General features: G+C 68.1%; 21 protein-coding genes and 1 riboswitch. Of the genes, 7 read left to right on the plus strand and 14 right to left on the minus strand.

What is annotated here, in order from left to right; genetic code table 11:
- Positions 1 to 2: 2 nt before the first annotated feature.
- From INQ41_RS12175 to INQ41_RS12190, 4 genes are all read right to left on the minus strand, one after another.
- On the minus strand, positions 3 to 2,126 hold the full coding sequence (locus INQ41_RS12175) for a S9 family peptidase (protein WP_228076609.1): 2,124 nt from the start codon (positions 2,124 to 2,126) through the stop codon (positions 3 to 5).
- 242 nt (positions 2,127 to 2,368) lie between these two features.
- Entirely contained in the window at positions 2,369 to 4,483 is a 2,115-nt protein-coding gene (locus INQ41_RS12180) for a prolyl oligopeptidase family serine peptidase (protein WP_193984837.1), read from the minus strand.
- A gap of 89 nt (positions 4,484 to 4,572) precedes the next feature.
- Entirely contained in the window at positions 4,573 to 4,923 is a 351-nt protein-coding gene (locus tag INQ41_RS12185; RefSeq protein WP_228076610.1) for a hypothetical protein, read from the minus strand.
- A 108-nt stretch (positions 4,924 to 5,031) separates the two neighbouring features.
- The gene (locus tag INQ41_RS12190; RefSeq protein ID WP_193984839.1) at positions 5,032 to 6,009 is read right to left on the minus strand and encodes a helix-turn-helix transcriptional regulator; all 978 of its coding nucleotides are present in this window, start codon (positions 6,007 to 6,009) and stop codon (positions 5,032 to 5,034) included.
- A gap of 180 nt (positions 6,010 to 6,189) precedes the next feature.
- Here INQ41_RS12190 and INQ41_RS12195 point away from each other — a divergent pair, with 180 nt between their 5' ends.
- From INQ41_RS12195 to hemC, 4 genes are all read left to right on the plus strand, one after another.
- The gene (locus tag INQ41_RS12195) at positions 6,190 to 7,953 is read left to right on the plus strand and encodes an SLC13 family permease (protein ID WP_193984841.1); all 1,764 of its coding nucleotides are present in this window, start codon (positions 6,190 to 6,192) and stop codon (positions 7,951 to 7,953) included.
- Between the two features lie 76 nt (positions 7,954 to 8,029).
- Entirely contained in the window at positions 8,030 to 8,713 is a 684-nt protein-coding gene (locus INQ41_RS12200; RefSeq protein ID WP_193984843.1) for an alpha/beta hydrolase, read from the plus strand.
- A 37-nt stretch (positions 8,714 to 8,750) separates the two neighbouring features.
- Entirely contained in the window at positions 8,751 to 9,506 is a 756-nt protein-coding gene (locus INQ41_RS12205) for a LytR/AlgR family response regulator transcription factor (RefSeq protein WP_193984844.1), read from the plus strand.
- Between the two features lie 17 nt (positions 9,507 to 9,523).
- On the plus strand, positions 9,524 to 10,441 hold the full coding sequence (hemC, locus tag INQ41_RS12210) for a hydroxymethylbilane synthase (protein WP_193984846.1): 918 nt from the start codon (positions 9,524 to 9,526) through the stop codon (positions 10,439 to 10,441).
- Positions 10,442 to 10,522: 81 nt separating this feature from the next.
- Here hemC and INQ41_RS12215 read toward each other — a convergent pair whose 3' ends face one another.
- The 4 genes from INQ41_RS12215 to INQ41_RS12230 all read right to left on the minus strand — a co-directional run bounded on the left by INQ41_RS12215 (position 10,523) and on the right by INQ41_RS12230 (position 15,174).
- Positions 10,523 to 11,188 carry a DUF481 domain-containing protein gene (locus INQ41_RS12215; RefSeq protein WP_193984848.1) on the minus strand — a complete coding sequence of 222 codons (666 nt, stop codon included), beginning with the start codon at positions 11,186 to 11,188 and terminating at the stop codon, positions 10,523 to 10,525.
- 93 nt (positions 11,189 to 11,281) lie between these two features.
- Positions 11,282 to 12,640 carry an NTP/NDP exchange transporter gene (locus INQ41_RS12220; RefSeq protein WP_228076611.1) on the minus strand — a complete coding sequence of 453 codons (1,359 nt, stop codon included), beginning with the start codon at positions 12,638 to 12,640 and terminating at the stop codon, positions 11,282 to 11,284.
- On the minus strand, positions 12,637 to 14,544 hold the full coding sequence (locus tag INQ41_RS12225) for a M48 family metallopeptidase (RefSeq protein ID WP_193984850.1): 1,908 nt from the start codon (positions 14,542 to 14,544) through the stop codon (positions 12,637 to 12,639). Before INQ41_RS12225 ends, INQ41_RS12220 begins: the two co-directional genes overlap by 4 nt.
- A gap of 33 nt (positions 14,545 to 14,577) precedes the next feature.
- The gene (locus INQ41_RS12230; RefSeq protein WP_193984852.1) at positions 14,578 to 15,174 is read right to left on the minus strand and encodes a LemA family protein; all 597 of its coding nucleotides are present in this window, start codon (positions 15,172 to 15,174) and stop codon (positions 14,578 to 14,580) included.
- A gap of 67 nt (positions 15,175 to 15,241) precedes the next feature.
- Between INQ41_RS12230 and INQ41_RS12235 the strand changes: the two genes are divergently transcribed.
- Positions 15,242 to 16,672, plus strand: coding sequence for a serine hydrolase domain-containing protein (locus INQ41_RS12235; RefSeq protein WP_193984854.1), 1,431 nt, complete (start codon positions 15,242 to 15,244; stop codon positions 16,670 to 16,672).
- 133 nt (positions 16,673 to 16,805) lie between these two features.
- On the opposite strand, the gene INQ41_RS13395 is transcribed toward INQ41_RS12235, so the two are convergent.
- The 6 genes from INQ41_RS13395 to INQ41_RS12265 all read right to left on the minus strand — a co-directional run bounded on the left by INQ41_RS13395 (position 16,806) and on the right by INQ41_RS12265 (position 22,701).
- A complete protein-coding gene (locus tag INQ41_RS13395) occupies positions 16,806 to 17,804 on the minus strand; it encodes a histone H1-like repetitive region-containing protein (RefSeq protein WP_193984856.1) in 999 nt (332 codons plus the stop codon).
- Between the two features lie 708 nt (positions 17,805 to 18,512).
- Positions 18,513 to 18,908, minus strand: a complete 396-nt coding sequence (gcvH, locus tag INQ41_RS12245; RefSeq protein ID WP_193984858.1) for a glycine cleavage system protein GcvH — start codon at positions 18,906 to 18,908, stop codon at positions 18,513 to 18,515.
- A gap of 87 nt (positions 18,909 to 18,995) precedes the next feature.
- Entirely contained in the window at positions 18,996 to 20,132 is a 1,137-nt protein-coding gene (gene gcvT / locus INQ41_RS12250; protein WP_193984860.1) for a glycine cleavage system aminomethyltransferase GcvT, read from the minus strand.
- Positions 20,133 to 20,232: 100 nt separating this feature from the next.
- The gene (locus tag INQ41_RS12255) at positions 20,233 to 20,670 is read right to left on the minus strand and encodes an NfeD family protein (RefSeq protein WP_193984862.1); all 438 of its coding nucleotides are present in this window, start codon (positions 20,668 to 20,670) and stop codon (positions 20,233 to 20,235) included.
- 3 nt (positions 20,671 to 20,673) lie between these two features.
- Positions 20,674 to 21,627 (minus strand): SPFH domain-containing protein, encoded by a 954-nt coding sequence (locus tag INQ41_RS12260; protein WP_193984864.1) that lies wholly within the window; start codon positions 21,625 to 21,627, stop codon positions 20,674 to 20,676.
- Between the two features lie 102 nt (positions 21,628 to 21,729).
- On the minus strand, positions 21,730 to 22,701 hold the full coding sequence (locus INQ41_RS12265) for a potassium channel beta subunit family protein (RefSeq protein ID WP_193984866.1): 972 nt from the start codon (positions 22,699 to 22,701) through the stop codon (positions 21,730 to 21,732).
- A gap of 114 nt (positions 22,702 to 22,815) precedes the next feature.
- A riboswitch (yybP-ykoY riboswitch) is annotated at positions 22,816 to 22,916 on the plus strand.
- A gap of 109 nt (positions 22,917 to 23,025) precedes the next feature.
- Between INQ41_RS12265 and INQ41_RS12270 the strand changes: the two genes are divergently transcribed.
- Together INQ41_RS12270 and INQ41_RS12275 are read left to right on the plus strand one after the other, a co-directional pair.
- Positions 23,026 to 23,604, plus strand: a complete 579-nt coding sequence (locus tag INQ41_RS12270) for a TMEM165/GDT1 family protein (RefSeq protein ID WP_193984868.1) — start codon at positions 23,026 to 23,028, stop codon at positions 23,602 to 23,604.
- Positions 23,605 to 23,658: 54 nt separating this feature from the next.
- Positions 23,659 to 24,792, plus strand: a complete 1,134-nt coding sequence (locus INQ41_RS12275) for a GGDEF domain-containing protein (protein WP_193984870.1) — start codon at positions 23,659 to 23,661, stop codon at positions 24,790 to 24,792.
- Positions 24,793 to 24,862 lie beyond the last annotated feature (70 nt).

A 24,862-nucleotide genomic window follows, 5' to 3' on the forward strand; every position in this document is an offset into this window, starting at 1 on the left:
GGCTAGCGGGAAGCGGCTGTCTCGACCGCCAGCTGGTCGAGCATGAACGCGTACATCTCGGCCAGCTCCCGGTAGCGGCGGAAACGGCCGGACTTGCCGCCGTGGCCGGCGTCCATGTTGGTGCGAAACAGGATCGGCGCGCTGCTCGTGTCCAGGTCACGCAAGCGGGCGACGTACTTGGCCGGCTCCCAGTACTGGACCTGAGAGTCCCACAGGCCGGTACCGATGAACATCGCCGGGTAGTCCTGCGCGACCAGGTTGTCGTACGGCGAATACGCCAGCATCACGTCGTAGAACGCCTTGTCCTCCGGATTGCCCCACTGGTCATACTCGTTGGTGGTCAGCGGAATGCTGGCATCCAGCATGGTGGTGACCACGTCCACGAACGGCACCTGCGAGAGGATCACGCGGTAGTCGCCCGGCGCTTGGTTGGAGATCGCGCCCATCAGCAAACCGCCGGCGCTGCCACCGTAGGCCGCCACGCGATCCTTTGCGGCGTAGCCCTGCTCCACCAGGAACCGGGTGACGTCGATGAAGTCGTTGAAGGTGTTCTGCTTGTGCTCCAGCTTGCCGGCGTCGTACCACTTGCGGCCCATCTCCTGGCCGCCTCGGACGTGGGCAATCGCGTAGACCATGCCGCGATCCAACAGGCTGACCACCGGCAGGTTGAAGGCCGGGTCCATCGAATAGCCGTAGCTGCCGTAGGCGTACTGCAGCAACGCGGCGGTGCCGTCCTTCTTGAAGCCCTTGCGATAGACCACCGAGACCGGCACCTTGCTGCCGTCGCGCGCACTCGCCCACAACCGCTCGGTGGTGTAGAGCGCGGCGTCGTAGCCGATCACCGGCTGCTGCTTGAGCTGGCGGCGCTCGCCGGTGCGGGTGTTGAGTTCGTAGGTGGTGTCCGGCGTGGTCAACGAGGTGTAGCTGTAGCGCAGCCAATCGGTGTCGGGCTCGGAGTTCGTCGCCAGGCCCATCGAGTAGGCGCTCTCGTCGGCCTTGACGTATTCGGAGGCCGGATCGGCCTGGCCGACGGCGCCGCGAATCAGGCGCAGCCGCTCCAGGCCGCCGGAGCGCTCGGCCACGGCGGTGAAGCCGTCGAACAGCTCGAAGCCGTCGATGAACACGTCCTCGTCGACGCCGATCCACTCCTGCCACTGCGCGCGCGAGGTCGCGTCGCTGGGCGCGGTCATCAGCTTGAAGTTGTCGGCCGGCCTGCCGTCCGCGCCGGGTGCGTTGGTGCGGATGACCCAGCGTCCGTCGTGGTGGTCGGCGCTGTACTCCACGTCGCGCTCGCGCGGGGCCAGCACGGTGAACCTGCCCGGGTCGGCGGCCGGCGCGCAGCGGCTCTCGCTGGACACGGTGCTTTCCACGCCGATGCAGATGTACCGGTCATCGCGGGTGCGGCCGATGCCCATGTAGAAGCTGTCGTCGTGCTCCTCGTAGACCAGCACGTCATCGGCGACCGGGGTACCGAGTACGTGCTTCCTGACGCGCACGGTGAGCAGGGTTTCCGGGTCGTTCTCGACGTAGAACACCGTGCGGTTGTCATCGGCCCAGACCACGTTGGCCGACACGCCCGGGATGGCATCGTCGAGGATCCTGCCGGTGTCCAGGTCCTTGAAGCGGATCACGTACTGGCGCCGACCGACATCGTCTTCGGCCCAGGCCAGCAGGCGGTTGTCCTGGCTGACCTGGTAGTCGCCGACGCTGAAATAATCCTTGCCGGCGGCCATCGCATTGACGTCGAGCAGGATCTGCTCGTCGGCGTCCATGGAGCCCTTGCGACGCGCGTGGATCGGGTAGTCCTGGCCGGTCTCGAAACGCGTGTAGTACCACCAGCCGCGCTCGCGGTACGGCACCGAGCTGTCGTCCTGCTTGATGCGCCCGACGATCTCCTCGTACAGCGTGTCCTCCAGGCCTTTCAGAGGCGCCATCACGGCATCGACGTAGGCGTTCTCCGCTTCCAGGTAGGCCAGCATCGCCGGGTCCTTGCGGGTGTCGTCGCGCAGCCAGTAGTACTCGTCCTGCCGCGTTGCACCGTGCGGGGCGGTAACCACGTGCGGGCGTTTCTCGACATCGGGCGGGGTGAGGGGCGCGGCGGGGGACGGTGCGGAATCGACAGACATGGAAGAACTCGTGGCGAGGGCCGGCGTGGCGGCGGTCATCAGGACGGCAAGCAGCAAGGCGGGCTTCATGGATGGGGGCTCCGGGGAGAAAGCGCGACGGCGAAGCAACTGGAGGTCGGCGGACAGCTTGCCCGCAGGCGGACAAAAGGTGGTCCCTGGCACTCGACATTCCATGAAGAGAGGCCGGGCGACAGACCCGGCCTCTCTGAATGCGGTGGCGTCTCACCTGCCACACGGACGCATCAATCGGCCAGCTGGTTCCACAGGAAGGTGTAGGCCAGCGCGCTCATGTGCGCGGCCTGCTGGTTGTTGGCCGAACCGCCGTGGCCGCCTTCGATGTTCTCGTAGTAGCGCACGTCCTTACCGGCGTCCAGCATTTTGGCCATCATCTTGCGGGCGTGGCCCGGGTGGACGCGGTCATCGCGGGTGGAGGTGGTGAACAGGGTGGGCGGGTAGTCCTTGTCGGCATCGAACAGGTGGTAGGGCGAGAAGGTCTTGATGAACTCCCATTCCTCCGGCTTGTCGGGATCGCCGTACTCGGCCATCCACGACGCGCCGGCCAGCAGCTTGTGGTAGCGCTGCATGTCCAGCAGCGGCACCTGGATCACCACCGCACCAAACAGCTCCGGGTACTGGGTCAGCATGTTGCCGGTGAGCAGGCCGCCGTTGCTGCCGCCCTGGATGCCCAGGTGCTTCGGAGACGTCACCTTGCGGGCGACCAGGTCCTTGGCCACCGCGGCGAAATCCTCATACGCCTTGTGCCGGTTGGCCTTCAGCGCGGCCTGATGCCAGCGCGGACCGTACTCGCCGCCGCCGCGGATGTTGGCCACCGCGTACGCGCCGCCCTTCTCCAGCCAGCCCTTGCCGACCGCGCCGGAATACCCCGGCGTCAGCGAGATCTCGAAACCGCCGTAACCGTACAGCAGGGTCGGCGTGCTGCCGTCCAGCGGCATGCCCTTGGGGTGGACGAGGAAGTACGGCACGCGGGTGCCGTCCTTGCTGGTGGCGAAATGCTGCTCGACCACCTCGTTGGAGGCGTCGAAGAAGGTCGGCATGGTTTTCAGCACTTCCGGCGCCTGGCCGATGGTCGCCAGCGACAGCGACTGCGGGTTGAGGTAGTCGGACGCCATCACCCACAGATCGTCGTTGTTGTCGGCGTCCACCGCGGCGACGCTGACCGTGCCTTCAGGCTGGTCGACAAAAGCACTGCGCGTCCAATCGCCGCCCACCTCCCTGGGCGGGGTCAGCACGCTGAGCCGGTTCTTGACGTCTTCCAGCACGTTCAGCACGAGGTGGTTGGCGGTCCAGGTCGAGCTTGCGAGCGATGAGGTTTCCGTCGGCTTGAACAGGCTGGTGAAATCGCGCTTGCCGGCCATGAAGTCGTCGAAGTTGATCGCGATCAGGCTGCCTGCCGGCCAGGTCTTGCCGCCGGCTTCGTACGGGGCGCGCAGCTCCAGGACCATCCAGTCCTTGTGCACGGACTTCATCGCCGAGTTGGGCGCATCGACCTTGGTCAGCTTGCCGTCGGCGCCGCGCAGGTAGAGCTCGTCGTTGTAGAACGCCAGGGTGCGGGTGACGAAGTCGCGCTCGTAGCCCGGCGTGTGGTCGCGACCGGCGGCGATGTACATGTCGTCGGGCTTGCCCTCGTAGACCAGCGTCGCGCTGTCCATCGGCGTACCGCGCCGCCACTGCTTGACGATCCGCGGGTAGCCCGATTCGGTCATCGTGCCGGGGCCGAAATCGGTGAATACGTAGACGGTGTCGCGGTCGATCCAGCCCAGGCCGCCCTTGGCCTCGTCACGGAAGAAGCCGTCCTTGACCCAGCCCATCGTGCCCAGATCGAACTCGCGGGTGACGTCCGCATCGGCGCCACCGCGCGACAGCGCGACCAGGCAGCGCTGGTACTCCGGCTTCAGGCAGTCCGCACCGTGCCAGACCCAGTTCTCGCCCTCGGCCTTGTTCAGCGCGTCCAGGTCGATCACCGTCTGCCACTGCGGCTTGTCCTTGCGGAACTCGGCCAGCGAGGTGCGACGCCACAGGCCGCGCTGGTGCTGCGCGTCCTTCCAGAAGTTGTAGTAGTAGTCGCCGATCTTCTCGACGTAGGGAATCTTGGCGTCCGAATCGAGGATCGCCAGGATCTGCGATTCCAGCTGCTTGAAGGCGGGCGTGGCGGCGAGCTCGGCTTCGGCCGCGGCATTGCGGGCCTTGACCCACTCCAGCGCCTTGGGCGCTTCGACGTCTTCCAGCCATTGGTACGGGTCGGACACGGGGGCCTCCTGGGCGTGGGCGCTGCCCATCGCCACTGCGAGGCCGGCGACAAGGATGGCGGCCCGACGGGCCTTCAGCAGCTGCGACATGGGCGCTCCGGTGTTCAAAGTGGGGACAGGGTGGGACAACCATGGAAAGTTAGCACAGCCCCACTTCCCCCCCCGGCCGGTGGCGCCAGCTATGCGGCCTCGGCGATGCGTCGGCGCGCGCCGCCGCGCGCCGGACGCAGCGGCAGCGTCGTTGAAGCGCGGAGATGGGCTGCGGGCCATGCCTGCGTGCCGGCCCGCGCTCCGCGCCGCAGCACCGGGGCGGCATCGCGCCGGCGACCGAGCCAGTGCAGCACGGCCAGCGCACTCAAGGGCATGCCGAGCAGCCACAGCGGTAGCCAGCCGATCAGCTCGTGCGAGCCACGTGCGGCAGGCAGCACGATCAGCAGCGTTACGCCGACCGCCAGACCGTGGCACAAGGCCGCATGCAGGCGTGGCGCCAGGCGATGGGCGGGCAGCGGGCGGTTGGCGGGTCGGATCATGGCAGAGCTCCTCGGTGGCGATGCGCCGAGGATTGCGCTGGACCATCTCAGAGGCTGCGACCGCGCAGCGAACCAGCCACCGCCGGCGTCAGCCCGCGAGCCGGCGGCTCAGACCGGATCGCGGTCGTAGTTGCTGATCGCCAGGCTCAGCAGCGCCCGCGCCTGCTCGCGCAGGGACGGCGGCGCGGTGATCTCCGCATCGCTGCCGTAGTGCAAAACATCCATCAGCAACTCGCGGCCGGAGCTGAAGGGGATTTTCAGCTCGTAGCGCCCGTCCGGCAGGAAGCGGCCTTCCTGCTGCGAGTGCCAGTGCTCATCGGCGACCCAGCGCGCCGCCTTGGCACTGAAGACGATCGTCGCCCAGCCCTTGGGCGTGCCCGAGAAGATGCCGTAGCTGGAGGCCAGCTGGCGGTCGAGCTCCTCGTTGGGCACGTCGCGGGCAACCTCCTCCAGCTGGCGGGCGGCGCTGATCCGGTCCACGGCGAAGCTGCGCAGCGCGTCGCGGTCGTGGTCGAACGCATCCAGGTACCAGTTGTCGCGGTAATGGGTCAGCCGCTGCGGCGACACCGTGCGTCGGGTCAGCTGGTCGGTCGAGCGGGCGCGGTAGTCGAACACCAGCTGGCGCCGGTCCAGCACCGCGGTGGCGACGTGGCGGAACGCGGTTTCCTCCAGCCGGCGGGTGCGATGGGCGACCACCCTGACCCGCTCCACCGGCACCCGCCGTCCGCCGGCGTGGTCGTCGAGCAGTTTCTCGATGCGCTGCTGCAGCGGCGCCAGCGCATTGGCCAGCACGCCACCGCCGCTGCGCAGCATCAGTTGCTGCGCAGCCAGCAAGGAATGCAGCTCGTCCGAGCTCAGCCACAGGCCCGGCAGCTCGAAGCGGTGGCTGTCCTCGGGGTCGTAGCGGAAGCCGGCCTCGCCGTTGCCGATCACCGGCGCCATCAGCTGGTCGCGCAGATAAGCCAAGTCGCGATAGACGGTGGCGCGCGAGCACTCGAGCTCTTCCTGCAGGCGCGGCACCGTGACCGGATAGCGCGCGCCGGTCAGGATGCGGTGCAGGGCGTGGATGCGTTCGATGCGTTCCATGGTGCGCACTTTAGACGGTTCCGGCACTTCCTACGCCAACAACGCATGACGGCGCAACTCGCCCAGCCCCGCCCCTGCGGGCACAATGCGCCCCATGCATGACAGTCCCCGCCCCAAGACAGCGCCGGCCCCCGCCATGCGAACCATGCCCGAGCCCTGCACCGCGCGAGCCCGCCGCTGATGCAGATCGACCTGTGGCTGACGCTGGCCGTCCTGGCCGGCGCGGTTTACCTGTTCGTCAGCGAGAAGCTGGCCACCGACGTGGTCGCCCTGCTGGTGCTGGCTTCCCTGCTGGTGCTGGGACTGGTGACGCCAACGGAGGCGCTGTCGGGTTTCAGCAGCGAGGCGACGATCACTGTCGCGGCCATGTTCGTGCTCAGCGCGGGGCTGCAGCGCAGCGGCGCGCTGGAAGGCTTGGGCGAGGCGCTGGCGCGGATCCGCTGGAGCTGGCTGTTCGCGCTGGTGATGATGGTGGTGATCGCCTTCATCTCCGCCTTCGTCAACAACACCGCGGCGGTCGCGGTGTTCCTGCCGCTGGTGATCGCCGCTGCCATCTCCCAGCGCCGCGCGCCCTCCAAGCTGCTGATCCCGCTGTCCTATGCCGCCCAGTTCGGCGGCGTGTGCACTCTGGTGGGCACCTCGACCAACCTGCTGGTGAACTCGCTGGCGGTGCAATCGGGCCGCGAAGGCTTCGGCCTGTTCGAGTTCGCGCCGCTGGGAATCATCTTCGTCGGCATCGGCATCACCTACCTGATGCTGTTTGGCAACTTCCTGCTGCCCGACCTGGGCGTGCCGGAGGTCGATGACGGCGGCCTGGACGGCATCTTTTTGGTCGAACTGCGGGTGCCGGAAGGCTCGCCGGTCATCGGCACGGAGGCGATGAAGGCGCTGCCGGAGGACATGGCGGCCAAAATGACCCTCAAGCTGGTCCGCGACGGCGCGATCCGGCCGCGCCGCAACGCGACCATCGAGGGCGGCGACCGGCTCCTGCTGCGCGGCGAATGGAGCCTGATCCAGCGCCTGCGCAAGCAGCTCAAGCTGGAATTCGACCACGTCGCGCGCGACCTGGAAGGCGACGTGGAGGCGGTCCGCCTGCACGCCAAGGTGATGATCGCGCCGGGCTCGCACCTGGTCGGCCACACCCTGGCCAGCCTGCGCTTCGGCCATATCTACCGGGCCCGCGTGCGCGGCATGCAGCGCCAGCAGCGCGCGCCGTTCTGGCAGCATATCGACCATGCGCCGCTGGCGGTGGGCGACATCCTGCTGGTCGACAGCACCGAGGCTGCGCTGTCGACCCTGCGCGACGATGCCAACTTCGTCGTCCTGGGCGAGCGCGCGCAGCCGCGGGTGGACAAGCAGCGCGCGTGGACCTCATTCCTGATCATGTTCGCGGTGATCGGCGCGGCCGGACTGGGCCTGCTGCCGATCGTGGCCTCCGCGATCCTGGGCTGCGTGGCGCTGATCGTGCTGCGCTGCCTGGAGCCTGACGAGGCCTACGCCGCGGTGGACTGGCGGGTGGTGATGCTGCTGGCCGGCGTGCTGCCGCTGGGGATCGCGCTGGAGCGCTCCGGCGGCGCGGACTGGCTGGCCCAGAACGCGATCGGCCTGGTCGGTCACATGGGTCCGGTGGTCTCGCTGGCGGTGATCTACCTGATGACCTCGGTGCTGACCGAGATGATGAGCAACAACGCCGCCGCGGTGCTGATCGTGCCCATCGCCATTGCCACCGCCGAGTCGCTGGGCGTGGACGCCAAGCCATTCCTGGTCGCGGTCGCCTTTGCCGCCTCGACCGCGTTCGCCACCCCGGTCGGTTACCAGACCAACGCCATGGTCCACGCAGCCGGCGGCTACAAATTCTCCGACTTCATGCGCATCGGCCTGCCGCTGACCGTGATCTTCTGGGTCACGGCGGTGCTGCTGATTCCGCTCTATTTCCCGTTCTGAGCTCGCTCCGCCGATCGCGCCGGCACCGGCAACGCGCCAACTGGCCGACGGCGACGCAAGCGGGGACAATGGCGGCATGGAAACCAACGCTGCACTGCTCGAGACCGTCGAGCACGAAACCGGCCCGGCGCCGGAATGGTCGGTCATCTGGCTGCACGGCCTGGGCGCGGACGGCAACGACTTCGCCCCGATCGTCCCGGAGCTGGTGGGCCGCGACTGGCCGGCGCTGCGCTTCGTATTCCCGCATGCGCCGGTGCGCGCGGTGACGGTCAACAACGGCGCGCGGATGCGGGCCTGGTACGACATCCGCGATTTCGACCTGGCCAACCGCGCCGACGAGGTCGGGGTGGAGGAATCCGTCGCCCAGGTCGAGGCGCTGATTGCACGTGAAGTGCAGCGCGGGGTGCCGGTCGGGCATATCCTGCTGGCCGGGTTTTCGCAGGGCGGCGCAATCGTGCTGGCCACCGGGCTGCGCCGGCGCGAACCACTGGCCGGGCTGGTCGCGCTGTCGACCTATCTGCCGATGGCCAACCGTGCCGCCGAACTGCTGCAGCTGGGCGCGGGCGCGCAGCCGATGTTCATGGCGCACGGGACGCACGATCCGGTGGTGCCCTTCCAGGCCGGCGAGCGCAGCGCGGAGGCGATGCGCAAATTGGGTTTCAATGTCGATTGGCATGCCTATCCAATGGCGCACCAGGTGTGCGCCGAACAGATCCAGGCGCTGGGTGAGTGGATGGCGGCGCGTTTCGCCGTGGCGTGAAGGGGCGGCGGCTGCACGGCCGCGTTGGGGAGAAGCGATGAAGGTGGTCATAGCCGACGATGAGCCGCTGGCGCGCACGCGCCTGCGCAGCCTGCTCAGCGACATGCCGGGGATCGAGCTGGTCGCCGAGGCCGGCGACGGGCATCAGGCGCTGAAGGCGTGCGCCGAGCACGCACCCGACCTGCTCCTGCTCGACATCGCCATGCCGGGGATGGACGGGCTGGAAACCGCGCGCCACATCGCCACCCTGGAAGCGCGCCCTGCGGTGGTGTTCTGCACCGCCTACGACGCCCACGCGCTGTCCGCCTTCGAGGCGGAAGCCATCGACTACCTGGTCAAGCCGGTGCGTGCGGAGCGGCTGACCGCGGCGCTGGACCGCGTGCGTACCTTCCGCGCCGGCGCGGCCCGCAGCGGGACCGCGTTTGACCATGTCACCCCGTCATCCACCGTGGACACGGCGCAGCGCAGCCACCTGTGCGCGCGGCTGCGCGGCGGCCTGCGGCTGATTCCGCTGGACGAGGTGCGCTACCTGTTCGCCGACGAGAAGTACGTCGTCGTCCACCATGCCGGCGGCGAGGACCTGATCGAGGAATCGCTGCGCTCGCTGGAGGAGGAATTCGGCGAGCGCTTCGTGCGCATCCATCGCAACTGCCTGGTCGCGCGCGACCGCATCCTGGAGCTGCGGCGCAGCCCCGAGGGCCAGGTCACGGTGGTCCTGCGCGCGGTGGAGCAGGCGCTGGAAGTCAGCCGACGCTGCGTGCCGGCGGTGCGCGAAACGCTGCTCCAGCTGTAACCGGCGATAATGCCCGCATGACCACACTGCGCATCGCCACCCGTAAAAGCCCGCTCGCCCTGTGGCAGAGCGAACACGTCGCCACCGCCCTGCGCGCCGCCCATCCCGGCCTGCTGGTCGAGCTGGTACCGATGAGCACCCGCGGCGACGAGGTGCTGGACCGGCCGCTGGCGGCGATCGGCGGCAAGGGGTTGTTCCTGAAAGAGCTCGAAGTCGCGATGCTGCGCGGCGAGGCCGACTGCGCGGTGCACTCGCTCAAGGACGTGCCGATGGACCTGGAGCCCGGTTTCGCCCTGCCCGCCATCCTGGAGCGCGCCGACTACGCCGATGCCTTCATCAGTAACCGCTTCGAGGATATCGGCAGCCTGCCCCAGGGCGCGGTGGTCGGCACCTCATCGCTGCGCCGACAGGCCCAGCTGCGCGCGCTGCGCCCGGACCTGCAGTTGCGCGACCTGCGAGGCAACGTCAACACCCGCCTGGCCAAGCTGGATGCCGGCGACTACGACGCCATCGTGCTTGCCTGCGCCGGCCTGCACCGGCTCGGCCTGGGCGATCGGATCCGCTCCCGGCTGCTGGTTCCCGACTGGCTGCCGGCACCCGCCCAGGGCGCGATCGCGATCGAGTGCCGGGACGACGATCCGGCCATCGCGGCGCTGTGCGCGGCGCTCGACCATGCCCCGACCCGCACCTGCGTGGAGGCCGAGCGGGCGATGAACCGCGCTTTGCACGGCAGTTGCCATGTGCCGGTCGCCGGCTACGCCGCGCTGGACGGTGATGCGTTGTCGCTGCACGGGATGGTCGGTTGCGCCGAGGACGGCCGCTCGGTGCGCGCGTTCAGCACCGGCCGCGCCGATGACCCTGCGGCAGTCGGTCGAGACGTGGCGGAAGGGCTGCTCAGGCAGGGTGCGGGCGAGTTCCTGCCGCCGCGCGACTGACGCTCGCACGCCACGCCAGCTGTTCGTGCCGCCGTCCGCACTCGCGTTGGCGGTGACGGCCGGGCGGCCTGACCGAAGACATCAGAACCGCCGACGCAGCTTGAGCGTCGACTCGGCCGACTCCGATCCGCTCTGCCCGGTTTCCCGGTGGCGGATCTGGAAATCGCTTTCCAGCGTCCACTCCGGCCACAGCGACACGTCCAGCCCGAAGGACTGTTTGACGAAGGTGCTGCCGTCCTGGCCGGCCTCGAACTGGATCCGCTGCGACCAGTTGGCGCGGTCGTTGATGCGGTGGCCAAAATCCACCGCCCCGCGCAGCACCGCGCCGCGGTGGTCGATGCCGTCATCGTTCAGCGGCGCCAGCCGGTAGCCCGCCCCCAGCTGCAGGCCCAGGCGGGTCGGACCGTCACGCAAGGCATCCACGTGGTAGCGCGTGCCGACGCGCCAGTTGTTGGAGTAGCTGGCGGTGTGATCGCGCGGCCGGGCCGGTGCCCACAGGCTGATCCAGCGCTGGCTGCCGGGCAGCGTCGGCCGGCCCTTGCGCTTGCCCTGAAAGCTCAGCGACGGTGCCAGCGCGGACCCGCGCCGCCACTCCTCATCGCCACAGCGGGTGGAGTAGCAGAACTGCCGCAGCTGCGCCGGATCGCTTCCCAGCTGCACCAGCATGGGATCACCGGGTACGGCGGAGGCGGCAGGCAAGGTAGTGAACGGGATGACCGCCAGGGCCATCCCCAGTACGACGCTCATCGGTGGACATGCTTAACGGGGCACATGAGTATGCCCCGAAGGCCGCGACCGGTTGGATACCGCGCTTAAACGGGCGGCCGGCGGCGGATACCGCTACAGGCCTTCGCGTGGGCGGGGGTCGGGCTGGCCCTCGTCGGGCAGGTCGCGCTGCGCGCGCACGATCCCCCATGCGCCCAGGCTCATGCCCAGCGCGACGAAGATGCCGGCGGCAAACACCATGCTCGAGCCCAGCACCGCGATCGCCTTGTGCAGCCAGACGAAGGTCAGGTCACCGCCGCGGTAGACCACCGTGTCGATCACCGCCTTGGCTTTGTAGCGCGACTCGCGGTCGACCCGGGTATACAGCGTCTCGCGTGCGGGCTTGGCCAGCGAGAACTCACCGGAGCGGGTCACCACCTGCACGATCGCCACCATCAGCGGCAACGGCGAGGCCGCCAGCAGGCAGTAGCCCAGCAGGATCGCAATGGCCGGGCCCAGCAGCGCCGGCGCCACGCCGAAGCGCTGCAGCAGCGAGCGCGTCACGAAGACCTGCACCAGCAGGGTCACCCCGTTGACCGCCCAGTCGACCGTCGCGTAATACCAGGTGCCCGCCTCCGCGCCGGGATAGAACTGCTTCACGATCGCCGCCTGCTCGTTGTAGAGCAGCGTGCCGACGCCGACGCCAAAGAACATGGTGATCGCCAGCGCGCGCAGCAGCGGCCGCTGCCAGACTAGTTTCAGCCCGGCCAGCATCGAGCCACCCATCGCCTGCTCGCCGCCGGTCTCGCCGTGCTGCTCCTCGCGCCGCCGCGCCCACGGCCGCAGCTTGAGGATGCACAGCAGGCAGATGGCGAGGAACCCGGCGGACACCAGCAGCAGGTTGGCCACGCCGATCACCTCGACCAGCAGGCGGGTGATGCCGGGACCGACCAGCGCACCGATCGTGCCGCCCGCGCCGATGTAGCCGTACACCAGCTTGGCCTGCTGGTTGTCGAACACGTCGGCCATGAAGCTCCAGAACACGGTCACCGCGAACAGGTTGAACACCGCCGTCCAGATGAAGAACGCCCCGCCCCGGCCGGCGACGCCGGTATGGAACAGGCCGAAGAAAAACACCAGGCAGGCGATGAAGAACAGGTACACGACCGGCAGGAACACGCGCCGCGGAAAGCGCGCGACCAGCGCGCCGTACACCGGCTGCAGCACCACCATCGTGACGAACGTGCCGGTGAACAGCAGTTGCAGGGTGTACTCGCCCAGGGCGAAGCCCGCGCCGTCGGCCAGGTCCAGCAGCCACTGCGGAAACACCGTGCTGGGATCGCCGGAGGCGCCCATCGCATCGCGTACCGGGCGCACCACGTAGTAGCCGCACAGCAGGCTGAAGAAATACAGGAGTGACCACCACAAAGGCGGCGAGTCCGCCAGCGCGGCGCGCAATCGGCGGATCCGGCCCAGCCCGCTGGAACCGCTCACGCCTGCGCCAGCATCGGCGGCAACGGGCAGTGCAGCACGCCGCAGACGGTGCGCAGCAGTTCGGATTCGGCGACCGTCACGCGGCCGTCGTGACCGATCGCCAGGGTGATCGCCTCAACCAGCAGGCGCTTGGCCAGCGGGTCCAGGGAATCCAGCGGAACCCACACATCTTCCAGCGCGAGCACTCCCTGTGGTGGAACCACGTACGGCAGGGTCGCCTGCGGCAGTATCCGCTGCATGCCGGCGATGTAGGCCCGCCGCGCCACCGCGGCATCGGGATGACCGTACGAGGCCACCACCGCGAGCATGATCGCGATTTCCTGCTTGACCTTCGGCGGACTGCGTCGGCCGGTCCGGGCGTAGCGCGACGGATCCAGCGACTCGCGCAGCTGCACTGTCAACAAACGACCCAGGCAATATTCAAACAGCGACACGCTGCCATCGGCGAGCACCATCGCATTGGCAGCATCCAGGAACAGCTCCAGCTCGGGCCGGGGCCGCCGGCGCAGTACCGGAAACGCCAGTGCGGCCAGCGGCATCCGCAACGCCGGGTGCAGGCCCCGCAATGGCTCTGCCATCGTCGCCAGGTCGACGGCGACCGCCCGACCCAGCCGCGCGCCGACCCCGAAAAGCTGTTTGTCGGCAATCGGCTTCTGGTCGTCCAGCAACAGGCCGAGGATCAACGGCATGACCTTTTCGCGGTCGGCGGCGAACACCCGCAGCTCTTCGGGAATCGCGGCCACGATGCCGCCCGCATGGCGGTAGTCGGTCGCGTCGGGCTGGCCTACGTGGCCCGACACCCGCTTTTCGTCGACGCGATAGGCGGCGCCGCTGGCCGGAAGCGGGGTGCCGTCATGCAATCCCAGTTGCACGTCCTCTTCCAGCCCATGCGGCGGATGGTCCATCCAGCGCCGGGCCAGGGTGTCCAGTCGGGCGTTGGTAAATGAAGGATCCAATGCCTTGATCCGTTCCAGCACAGGCGGGTGCGTGGCCAGCAACGGACCAAACAGGCTGCCAAAACGCAGGCCCTCGCCAAACAGCATGTGGCTGATTTCCTCCGCGTCCGCGACGGCGAACAGATGCGAGCCGTCGGGCAACCCGGCGATCTTCTTCAAAGCCCCTGCCAGGCCCGTCGTCTGGCGCGTGAACTGGACAGCGCTTGCATCGGCCAGCCGCTCGCGGCTGCGGCTGATGCCGGCGCGGATCATGCGCGCGAAGAACAGGCCGATCCAACCGACCACGAGGGCCACCACTGCACCGGCCATCATGAAGATCGCCGCGGTGGGACCGCGCCCGCCGTCGCGCGAACCGTACAAGCCGAAATGCAGGACCTTGTGCCCGATCAGGGCGATCATCGAGATCCCGAACAGCACTCCCACCAGACGCAGGTTGAGGCGCATGTCGCCATTGAGGATGTGGCTGAACTCATGCGCCACCACCGCCTGCAGCTCGTCGCGGTTCAGCCGCTCCAAGGCGCCACGCGTCACCGCGACCACCGCATCGGACGGCGAGTAACCGGCGGCGAAGGCGTTGATCCCGGCATCGTGCTCCAGCACATACAGCCGCGGCATCGGCACACCGGAGGCGATCGCCATTTCCTCGACCACATTGCGGAAGCGCCGCAGGTCCGGATCGGTGCTGTCTTCCGGCGCCGGCTCGCCACCCATCTCCATCGCGATCGACTCGCCGCCCCGACCCAGGCTCGCCAGGCGGTACAGCGAACCCATCCCGATCACCAGCAGAGTCAACACGGTGCACCAGGCCAGAACCGTCACGTTGCTGCCGGCCACCGACCACGCAACCAGGTCTACCGCCAGCACCACCGACACGACGGCGAGTGAAAACAATGCCAGCAGGCGCGCGGAACTGCGCCGGGCAGCCGCCTGGTGTTCGAAGAAGTTCATCCGATCAACCCATCGACGACGGCTTGACGCCGGTCAGAACGCGACTTTCGGGCTCTGCCGCATCTCGGCCTCGTCGATCGGAATGGCGAGCAGCCCGGCCGGCCTGAAGCCGCAGTTGCCGGCGATCAGGCTCGCCGGGAACACTTCGCGGCGGTTGTTGTAAGCGGTCACCCCGTCGTTGTATGCCTGACGGGAGAACGCTACCCGGTTCTCCGTGCTGCGCAGCTCTTCGGTCAACTCGCGCATGGTCTGGTTGGCCTGCAGTTCGGGGTAGGCCTCGGCCACCATCATCAGACGTCCCAGCGCGCCGCCGAGAACACCTTCGCTGCTGCCAAGCCGGGTCATCGCCGCAGGGTCACCCGGCACGCTCTTGGCCGCGGCCGCACCGGACATCGCCGCCGAGCGCGCGGTCATCACCGCTTCCAGGGTCTCGCGCTCGTGCGCCATGTAGCGCTTGGCGATCTCCACCAGGTTGGGGATCAGCTCAAAACGCCGCTGGAGCTGCACGTCGATCTGGGCGAACGCGTTCTTATATGCATTGCGCGCGCCGATCAGACCGTTGTAGATCCCCACCGCCCAGAAGATGAACAGGAGAATTAATCCCAATAGAATCAGGAAGCTGAACGTCATTGCTCGCAAACCTCTGGAAAACGGCGTTATGATCGGGTGAACCCAGCATACGCAGGCGATGCGACCGATGAAAGACGAATCGAACCGGCGAACCCGACTCGCCCGGCGCGCAGCCGCCCTGACCTTCCTGTTGACGGTGGCGCTGGCTTCCACGGCGCAGACCCCGCTGTTGGGCGCGGATGCGCAAAGCGGTTCGCCGCTGCCGGCCACCAGCTCGGCGATGGACACCTTCATTGCCACCCAGGTGGTGCCCGACCTGCGTGCAGAGCAGGCGCTGCAGGCACCGCCGCCGGCCAAGCCCAAGGGCCCCGCACTGCCGGCGGAATTCGACGTGGCCACCTTTGAAGCGATCGCCCAGCAGATGGTCGCCGACCAGCGCGTGCCGGGCATGGCGATGGCGATCGTGCACAACGGCCAGGTGCTCAGCGCCCGCGGCTACGGCATCACCGACGTGAGCGACGCGCAACCGGTCGATGCGCACACCGTGTTCCGCCTGGCCTCCTTGTCCAAGGGCTTTGCCGGCACGATGGCCGGGCTGCTGGTCAACAACGGCAACCTGCGCTGGGACAGCCACCTGACCGACTACGTGCCCGAGTTCCGCATGAGTCAGCCCGGTGCCGCCCAACAGATCACCGTGGCCGACATCCTCAGCCACCGCGTCGGCCTGACCAACAACGCCTACGACCGCGACCTGGAGGGCTACGTGCCCTACCGCGAACTCAGCCGCAAGCTGGCGGCGGCGCCGATGAAGTGCGCGCCGGGCACCTGCTACGCCTACCAGAACGTCGCCTTCAGCCTGATCGGCGACATCGTGTTTGCGACTACCGGCGACTTCTACAGTCAGGAAGTCAGCCGCCGACTGCTCAAGCCGCTGGGCATGAACGACGCCAGCCTGGGCCTGGAAGGGATCGAGTCGAGCGCGCGCTGGGCCAAGCCGCACGTGCGCGGCAAGGGCGGCTGGGTGTCGGTGATGCCCAAGTCGACCTATTACGAAGTCGCGCCCGCCGCCGGCGTCAACGCCAGCGCCAGCGACATGGCGCAGTGGCTGCTGGCGCACACCGGTCATCGCCCCGACGTCCTGCCCGCGCCGCTGCTGGCGACGCTGCATGCGCCGCTGGTCGACACCCCGGACCAGACGCGCTCTTCGGCCTGGCGCCGCGCGCGCCTGGATTCCGCCGGCTACGCGCTGGGTTGGCGCGTCTACGAGTACGGCGGCCATCGGGTCGTGTACCACGCCGGCGCCGTCCAGGGTTACCGCGGCATGATCGCGCTGGTCCCCGACACCGACCTGGGCATCGTGATGCTGTGGAACGGCGAGAGCACGCTGCCGACCGGCCTGCTGCCGACGATGCTCGACCGGGCCTTGAACATCCCGTCCTCGCTGACCGCGTGGCTGGATCCGAAGATCGATCCCAACATCCGCTACGCCGCCCGCCCGCAGGAGAACAGCGACGCGCCCGGCTCGACCGCGACCCGCTCGACCGCCGCCCCGCAGTAACCGGGGGGCGCTCTTCCGCGACGTAACGATCTGACGCCCGCCCCGCTGACGCGGACCTGATGGAAAAAGCCCTCTACCGCACGCGTCGGTAGAGGGCTTTTTTGTCGCCGCCTGCTTGGCGCGACGCCGCTCCCTAGAGCAGGGCCTTGGGCGTCTCGGGCGTCGCGGTCGGCGGCATGACCGGCTTCTTCTTGCTGGCGGACTTGCTGGCCGGCTTGCTGGCCGCCTTCTTGGCTGCAGCGGAGTTCCCCGCGGACTTTGCCGCGGTCTTTGCCGGGGTCTTCGAGGCGCCCGAAGTTGGGGACTTCTTCGCGGCGGCCTTGCTTGTCGGAGCCTGCTTGCCCGCGGTCTTGCCGGAGGCTGCCTTCTTCGCAGGAGCCTTCTTTGCCGGAGCCTTCTTTGCCGTGGCCTTGCTGGACGCGGGCTTCTTTGCCGCGGTCTTCCCGGCTGTGGTTTTCTTCGCGCCGGTCTTCGCTGCGGCGGCGCTACCCGATGTCTTTTTCGCCGCGCTCGACTTGCTCGCCGTCGACTTGCTCGCCGTCTTCTTGCTCGCCGTCTTCTTGGCGGCGGTCTTCCCGGCTGCCACTTTCTTTGCCGGCGCCTTCTTCGCCGCGGCCTTCTTCACGGTTGCCTTCTTGGCGGCTGCGCTCTTGGTAGCCTTCGCTGCGGTCGACGCCTTTGCGGTTGCCTTCTTCGCAGGTGCCTTTTTTGCTGTCGCCTTTTTCGCCGTCGCCTTCTTGGCGCTGGCGCTCTTTACCGTCGCCTTCTTGGCCGCGGCTTTTTTCGCCACCGGCTTTTTCACACCGGCCGTTTTCGCCGTCGCTTTTTTTGCGGCGGTCTTGCTGCTGGCGGCTTTTTTCACCGTCGCCTTTTTCGTCGTGACGCCGGCGGCGGCCGACTTGCTGGCTGCCTTCCTGGCCGGCGCCTTTGCCGTGGCGGTCTTTCCGGCTGGCGTCTTGCGCGTTGCCGGCTTGCCGGCGCCTGCCGCCCCGTCGGTAGCGGTCGAGCCGGCATCCATGCCATCGGTGGCAGCGCCGTTGCTGCCGGAGTTGGTGGCCGATGATTTCGCGGCAGACCTGCTGGCCGTCTTTCTCGGGGTGGGCGACTTGGTTGCAGCTTTTCTCATGGCCATGCGATGGTTCCTCGTCAGTGGTCTATCGTGGATACAACCCGGTTCCAGGCAACGCCGTCTGCGCGGCTTTCCGACGCCGACACGCCGTACCCGGAAAAACAAAAACCCGATTCTCCGCAAGGGAAGAACCGGGTTCGGCGCGATACGTTTTCCGGAGCTTATACGCCGCCGCGCGCGTCAGCGACGACGGAGACCGGACCGCCGCGCCGTCGATCGGTGCGTTGGTCGGTTTGGCAATACGACTGGCCGTCGTGAATTTGCTCACTCTTATCCGCGCAAGTGTGTCCTTCGCGCAACCTAGTCACGCGGTTTGTCGGTGTCAACAAAGTTCAGGGCGCGCGCGCGTTGATCCATCGGCGCGACGCGGGAACGCGCGATCAACGCATCGACGGCTCATCGCGCGGAACGTCGTGCGAAGTCCAGGCAGAGTGCTGCGTGCAGCGCTACAGACCGCGCGGTACAAGGCTGACGGCACTGCGTGCCCACCGCGGATCAAGTGGTGAAGTTTTCACCAGCGCGTATTCACTGGTGAATTATTGACCAGTGCGCAAGCAACCGTAATGACGCGAAGGCGATGCCGGTTTCGCGCTGCACCAAACCAATTGCGCGGTACAAGGGCACTTCGCGCGCCGCTTGCGCACCGTGATGTGGACAAAAAAACACCCGCGCCGTTTCCGGCGCAGGTGCGATCAGGCCATGTCGCGAAACTCAGGCGTCGTCGTCTTCCACCATCGCCGCGTACGCGTCGGGATCGAGCAGGTCGTTGAGCTGGTCGGGATCCTCGATCTTGATCGTGAACATCCAGCCTTCGCCGAACGCGTCCTCATTGATCGTCTCCGGCTTGTCCTCGAGGGCGTCGTTGACCGCCTCGACGGTGCCGGTGACCGGCGCGTAGATGTCCGATGCGGCCTTCACCGACTCCACCACCGCGCAGGCGTTGCCGACCTCGACGCGATCGCCCACCGCGGGCAGTTCGACATAGACCAAGTCGCCGAGCATGCCCTGGGCGTGGTCGGAAATACCGATGGTCACCGTGCCGTCGTCTTCGACGCGCACCCATTCGTGTGATTTCAGAAACTTCAGGTCGCCGGGGATCTCACTCATGGCATTGCTCCGCTTACCGCTGGTGGATGGAAGGGTCGCTAGTGTAACCAGGCCTGCCGGCCGCAAGCGCGCGGCTTGGGCGCGACATCAGTCAAGCACGTCGGGCTGCGCCTGGCCATCGCGGACGAACGGGAATTTGACCACGCGCAGCGGCACTTCCTTGCCGCGGATGTCGGCGCGCACGTTGCCGGCGCGGCCCAGGGCGATCTCGCCGGCCGGCACCCGGGCGAAGGCGATGCCCTTGCCGAGCGTGGGCGAAAAAGTACCGGAAAGGATCTCGCCGTCACCCAGATCGGTGAGCACTTTCTGGCCGTGCCGGAGCACGCCGCGATCGTCCATCACCAGCGCGATCATCTGCCATCCGGCACCGTCGCGGTGTTGGCGCTCGAGCACGTCGCGGCCGATGAAATCACGCCCTTCGTCCAGGCTCACCGTCCAGCCGAGCGCGGCCTGGTAGGGCGTGACGTCCTCGTCCATGTCCTGCCCGTAGAGATTCATCCCCGCCTCCAGGCGCAGGGTGTCGCGCGCGCCCAGGCCCGCCGGTTTGACGCCGGCATCCAGCAACGCCTGCCAGGTGGACACGGTGGCCGACTCGGGCAGCACCAGCTCGAAGCCGTCCTCGCCGGTGTAACCGGTCCGCGCGATGAAGATGTCGGTGCCATCGCTGCCGCGGGTCTGGGTGAAGGAGAACTTGGGCAGCTTGCCGATGCGCTCACGCTCGGCGGGATCCAGCAGTTCGATGACCCTGTCGCGCGCCTGCGGTCCCTGCACCGCGATCAGGCCGAAGTCGGCGCGCTCGTCGACGCTGACATCGAAAGCCTTCGCGTGGCGTTCGATCCAGGCCAGGTCCTTGTCGCGGGTGGACGCGTTGGACACCAGGCGGAAGAAGTCCTCGGCGATGAAGTAGATGATCAGGTCGTCGATCACGCCACCGCGCTCGTTGAGCATGCAGCTGTAGAGCGCCTTGCCCGGCTTCTTCAGCTTGTCGATCGAGTTGGCCATCAGCAGCCGCAGCAGCTCGCGGGTGCGCGGGCCGCGCAGGTCGATGACGGTCATGTGGCTTACGTCGAACATGCCGGCGGACTGGCGCACCAGGTGGTGCTCGTCGATCTGCGAGCCGTAATGGATCGGCATGTCCCAGCCGCCGAAATCGACCATCTTGGCGCCGAGCGCGCGGTGATGGGCGTTGAGGACAGTGTGCCGTGTGGCCGTGGTGGAGGTCATGGTCGATCCTGGCAGGAATGATCCGGCCATTATCCCAGACCGGACGGCGGCGACGTGGCACCGGCGTACGGTGGCGGCGGCGGCGTGCGAAACGCCGCGCCTACTCCGCCGATTGCACCCGCAGGGTCATGCCTTCGCTGCCGACCACGCGCACCCTCGTGCCGGCGGGAAGCTCCGGCCCGGTCACGTCCCAGTACGCATCGGCGATCTGGACCCGGCCGCGCCCCTGCACGATGTCCGTGTGCAGGGTGGCCACATGGCCGACCAGCGCATCGGCGCGGCGGTTGAGGCTGGGCCGGTCACTCTGGCGGCCGCGACCGCGGAAGCGGGTGCGATAGATCTGGATGGAGATCACGCTGAGCACGACGAACGCCACCGCCTGCGACAGCAGCGACAGGTCGAACAGCAGCAGCAGCACGAACACCGCCGCGGCGGCGACGCCGAGCCAGAGCATGAACGCGCCCGGTATCAGGGTTTCGGCGGCGATCAGCACCAGTGCGACCACCGCCCATGTGACCGCCTGCCAATCCCAGTGCATGGCTCAGCGCCCGATCCGCGGCGCTGCGGACGCCGCGCCGGGTTGCGCGCCCAGCGCGTCCTTGGCCAACTCGGCGATCCCCGCCAGCGAGCCGATCACGCCGGCCGATTCCATCGGCATCAGCACGAACTTCTGGTTGGGTGCCTCGGCCAGCGCCTTGAACGCCTCGATGTACTTCTGGGCGACGAAGTAGTTGATCGCCTGCACGTTGCCGTTGGCGATCGCGTTGGACACCATCTCGGTTGCCTTCGCCTCGGCCTCGGCCAGCCGCTCGCGCGCTTCGGCTTCGCGGAAGGCGGCTTCCTTCTCGCCCTCGGCGTGCAGGATCGCGCCCTGCTTCTGGCCCTCCGCCTTGAGGATCTCGGCCTGGCGGAAGCCCTCGGCCTCCAGGATGTTGGCGCGCTTCTCGCGCTCGGCCTTCATCTGCCGCGCCATCGCATCAACCAGGTCGCGCGGCGGTGCGATGTCCTTGAGCTCGATGCGGTTGACCTTCAGCCCCCACGGGTGGGTCGCCTGGTCCACGGCGACCAGCACCTTGGCGTTGATCTCGTCGCGCCGCGACAGCGACTCGTCCAGGTCCATCGAACCGATCGAGGTGCGGATGTTGGTCATCACCAGGTTGAGCGTGGCGATCTCCAGCTGGGCGACCTCGTAGGCGGCCTTGGCGGCGTCCAGGACCTGGAAATAGACCACGCCATCGACCTTGACCACCGCGTTGTCCTTGGTGATCACGTCCTGGCTGGGCACGTCGAGCACCTGCTCCATCATGTTGATCTTGCGCCCGATGCTCTGGTAGATCGGCACCAGGAAATGCAGGCCCGGCGAGAGCGTGTGGGTGTATTTGCCGAACGCCTCCACGGTCCATTCGTAGCCTTGGGGAACCATGCGCACGGCCTTGAACACGACCACCACGCACACCACCAGCAACACCACCGCCAAGCTCGTTCCCAGATTCATCCCTGCATCCCCTTCAGTGAGAACGCGAGTATAGGCACGCGCCGGGCCAGCGGCGCGGCTCGCGATCCGCGGTGGGCGCGGCCGCCCGCCGAAGACGTGCCGTCAGCTGGCGACCACGCGGACCTTGTGCCAGCAGGCCTCCTCCAGCGTCTCAAGGATGTCCAGTGCCTGCAGGTTCTGCAGCAACTGATCCACGCGCGTCGCGCCCAGGATGACGCTGGAGACATGCGGGTTGCGCAGGCACCAGGCGATCGCCAACGGCGCCGGCGCAACGCCAAACTCGCCGGCCAGGGCAGTGAACTCGCGCGCGCGCTCGAGCCGCCGCTGCTCCGGATCGCCGATGACCATCCCGCGCAGCCAGCCAATGGACGGGTCGGCCAGGCGGCTGTGCTCCGGGATGCCGTCGTTGTATTTGCCGGTCAGCAGGCCCGAGGCCAGCGGCGACCACACCGTCGCACCCATGCCGTATTCGGCGTACAGCGGCGCGTATTCGAGCTCGACGCGCTCGCGGTGCAGCAGGTTGTACTGCGGCTGCTCCATCGTCGGCGCGACCAGATGGTTCTGCCGCGCCACCTTGTGCGCTTCGCGGATCTGGCCGACCGACCATTCCGAGGTGCCCCAGTAGAGGACCTTGCCCTGGCGCACCAGCGCGTCCATCGCCCACACCGTTTCCTCCACCGGCGTATCGGGGTCGGGGCGGTGGCAGTAGTACAGGTCCAGATAGTCGACCCGCAGCCGGCGCAGGGCGGCGTGGCAGGCGTCGGTCACGTGCTTTCGCGAGAGGCCGCGCTGGGTCGGCCGCGGCTCTTCGGTCGCGCCGAAGAACACCTTGCTCGACACGCAATAGCCGTCGCGCGGCAGGCGCAGGTCGGCGATCACATCGCCCATCAGCGATTCGGCCGCGCCGTGGCCGTAGCCCTCGGCGTTGTCGAAGAAATTGATGCCGTTGTCCCAGGCGGCCGCGATCAGCTCGCGCGCGGTCGTTCGTCCCACCTGACCACCGAAGGTCACCCAGGCGCCGAAGGACAGGGCCGACAACTGCAGGCCGGATGAACCGAGGCGACGGTATTGCATGGTGGCTCCTTGCTGGATGGCGCGGCGGCGGACGCCTGCAGTGTAAGCGCCGGCCCTCGAAAACACGGCGAGCTGGCCGTCTTGCCGGCGCCGGGCTAGACTGCCGGCGCTGTTCCTCCGGGGAGTAGCTCGTCTGCGCACTGCGCAGAAGCACGCATCAACATACTTGGCCCGCCGGCCATGGTGCATGCGGCCCGCGCCCAGTCGCGCAGGCTGAGCGAGACCGAAGGCAGGTTTGCGCGAACAACCCATGCTGGCCACCGGCCATCGGGGCCGGGCCGCGCGGCCTGCTTTCGCCTCGCCGCCCGGCCCCTTGCAGAATCCATGATTGATGCGCTTCCGTTTTCGACCGCACTGATTTCCACCGCCACCGTTGCGTTGGCGGAGATCGGCGACAAGACCCAACTGCTGGCCCTGCTGCTGGCCGCGCGATTCCGCCGGCCGTGGCCGATCATCGCCGGCATCGCCGTGGCGACAGTGCTCAACCATGCCGTAGCCGCCTGGGCCGGCAGCGCGGTGGCCCACTGGCTGCAGCCGGACGTGCTGCGCTGGGTGGTTGCCGCCAGCTTCATCCTGGTGGCGCTGTGGACCCTGAAGCCCGACACCCTGGACGAGGACACCCCGATTGCCACGCGCAGCGCGTTCATGGCCAGCACGGTGGCGTTCTTCATCGCCGAGATCGGTGACAAGACCCAGATCGCCACGGTGCTGCTCGCCGCCAGATACGTTCCGCTGTGGGAGGTGGTGGTCGGCACCACGCTGGGCATGCTGCTGGCGAATGTCCCGGTGGTCCTCCTTGGCAGCCGGTTTGCGAACCGCTTGCCGCTGGCCGCCGCGCGTCGGGCCGCCGCGGCGGTGTTCCTGCTGATCGGATTGTGGGTGGCGCTGCGCGGCGTGGGCTGAGCCGCATGCCGCCGGCGCGCGCTATCCTCGCCGCTACAGGCGCGGGAAACAGGGATGGATCAGAACCGCAACATCGGCGGCACGTTCAGGACCGTACTGTCGCGGCCTGACGAGATCATGCTCGCGGCCGGCGCCTCGGGCGAACTGCTGGCGGCGCGCCTGCGGGTGGCGCTGGCGGCCTGCCTGTTCCTGCTGCCCGTGACCAATGCGCTGACCGGCGGCCTGCCGGGAGAAAGCGTGATCGGCTTTGGCGGCGCCGCTTTCGTCAACATCTTCGCGCTCCTGTGGTTGCGGCTGGCCCGCCGTCCGCGCCATTACCGATGGCTGCCGTTCGCCACTGCGGCCTTCGACGTGACCGCCACCACCGTCGTGCTGGCACTGCTGGGCGCGCAGTACCTGCCGGCGGCGCTCAACTCGATGGTCGTCTGGTGCTGCTACGTACTGGCGATCCTGATGACCGCGTTGCGCAGCGACGGACGCATCACGGTCTTTGCCGGCGCACTGGCACTGGTGCAGTACGGCATGCTCATCGCGATGGTGTTCCTCACCGCCTCGGCCGATCAGCTGCTCTCGCCCGAGTATGGCGCGGTGACGCCGGGCAGCCAGATCCAGCGCCTGATCCTGCTCGCCCTCACCACCGCGCTGACGGCCACCATCGTCTACCGCATGCAGCGGCTGGTGCAGATGTCGGGTATCGATGGCCTGACCGGCCTGCCCAACCGGACGTGGCTGCTGCACCGGATGCCATGGCTGCTGGAGGCCGCGCACGAACAGGGCCGGAGCCTGAGCCTGGCGTTGATCGACCTGGACCACTTCAAGGCCATCAATACCGATCTCGGTCATCGCGTGGGCGATCGCGTGCTGTGCCACGTCGCGGCGGTCCTGCAGGATGCGCTCAACGAGAGCGAGTGGCTGGTACGACTGGGCGGGGAGGAACTGGTGCTGGTCATGCCGCTGCCGGTCGGCGCGGCCTGGGAACGCATGGAAGTGCTGCGGCAGCGCGCGGCCGCCCACCCGTTCCATCCGGGCACGCCCCGGGGCGAGCCAATCCGCATCACGGTCAGCGTCGGCGTCGCGGCCAGCCCCCACGATGGCCACGACACCTCGCAGCTGCTGGGTCGCGCCGATCGCCGGCTCAAACACGCGAAGCGCGGCGGTCGCAACCGGGTGGTCGCACGCGACGAGTGAGCGGGCGCTTCACTACGCCGTCGAATCCCACTACGCTGGCCGATTGCTGCGCGCTGATGCCGTGCACCCA

The sequence above is a fragment of the Lysobacter ciconiae genome, from assembly GCF_015209725.1.
In the GTDB taxonomy this organism is placed as follows: Bacteria; Pseudomonadota; Gammaproteobacteria; order Xanthomonadales; family Xanthomonadaceae; genus Novilysobacter; species Novilysobacter ciconiae.

Coding starts and splice junctions, on each gene's coding strand:
- INQ41_RS12175 (WP_228076609.1), bottom strand. CDS start 2,126: ATGTCTGTCGATTCCGCACCGTCCCCCGCCGCGCCCCTCACCCCGCCC.
- INQ41_RS12180 (WP_193984837.1), bottom strand. CDS start 4,483: ATGTCGCAGCTGCTGAAGGCCCGTCGGGCCGCCATCCTTGTCGCCGGC.
- INQ41_RS12185 (WP_228076610.1), bottom strand. CDS start 4,923: ATGATCCGACCCGCCAACCGCCCGCTGCCCGCCCATCGCCTGGCGCCA.
- INQ41_RS12190 (WP_193984839.1), bottom strand. CDS start 6,009: ATGGAACGCATCGAACGCATCCACGCCCTGCACCGCATCCTGACCGGC.
- INQ41_RS12195 (WP_193984841.1), top strand. CDS start 6,190: ATGCAGATCGACCTGTGGCTGACGCTGGCCGTCCTGGCCGGCGCGGTT.
- INQ41_RS12200 (WP_193984843.1), top strand. CDS start 8,030: ATGGAAACCAACGCTGCACTGCTCGAGACCGTCGAGCACGAAACCGGC.
- INQ41_RS12205 (WP_193984844.1), top strand. CDS start 8,751: ATGAAGGTGGTCATAGCCGACGATGAGCCGCTGGCGCGCACGCGCCTG.
- hemC (WP_193984846.1), top strand. CDS start 9,524: ATGACCACACTGCGCATCGCCACCCGTAAAAGCCCGCTCGCCCTGTGG.
- INQ41_RS12215 (WP_193984848.1), bottom strand. CDS start 11,188: ATGAGCGTCGTACTGGGGATGGCCCTGGCGGTCATCCCGTTCACTACC.
- INQ41_RS12225 (WP_193984850.1), bottom strand. CDS start 14,544: ATGAACTTCTTCGAACACCAGGCGGCTGCCCGGCGCAGTTCCGCGCGC.
- INQ41_RS12230 (WP_193984852.1), bottom strand. CDS start 15,174: ATGACGTTCAGCTTCCTGATTCTATTGGGATTAATTCTCCTGTTCATC.
- INQ41_RS12235 (WP_193984854.1), top strand. CDS start 15,242: ATGAAAGACGAATCGAACCGGCGAACCCGACTCGCCCGGCGCGCAGCC.
- INQ41_RS13395 (WP_193984856.1), bottom strand. CDS start 17,804: ATGGCCATGAGAAAAGCTGCAACCAAGTCGCCCACCCCGAGAAAGACG.
- gcvH (WP_193984858.1), bottom strand. CDS start 18,908: ATGAGTGAGATCCCCGGCGACCTGAAGTTTCTGAAATCACACGAATGG.
- gcvT (WP_193984860.1), bottom strand. CDS start 20,132: ATGACCTCCACCACGGCCACACGGCACACTGTCCTCAACGCCCATCAC.
- INQ41_RS12255 (WP_193984862.1), bottom strand. CDS start 20,670: ATGCACTGGGATTGGCAGGCGGTCACATGGGCGGTGGTCGCACTGGTG.
- INQ41_RS12260 (WP_193984864.1), bottom strand. CDS start 21,627: ATGAATCTGGGAACGAGCTTGGCGGTGGTGTTGCTGGTGGTGTGCGTG.
- INQ41_RS12265 (WP_193984866.1), bottom strand. CDS start 22,701: ATGCAATACCGTCGCCTCGGTTCATCCGGCCTGCAGTTGTCGGCCCTG.
- INQ41_RS12270 (WP_193984868.1), top strand. CDS start 23,026: ATGATTGATGCGCTTCCGTTTTCGACCGCACTGATTTCCACCGCCACC.
- INQ41_RS12275 (WP_193984870.1), top strand. CDS start 23,659: ATGGATCAGAACCGCAACATCGGCGGCACGTTCAGGACCGTACTGTCG.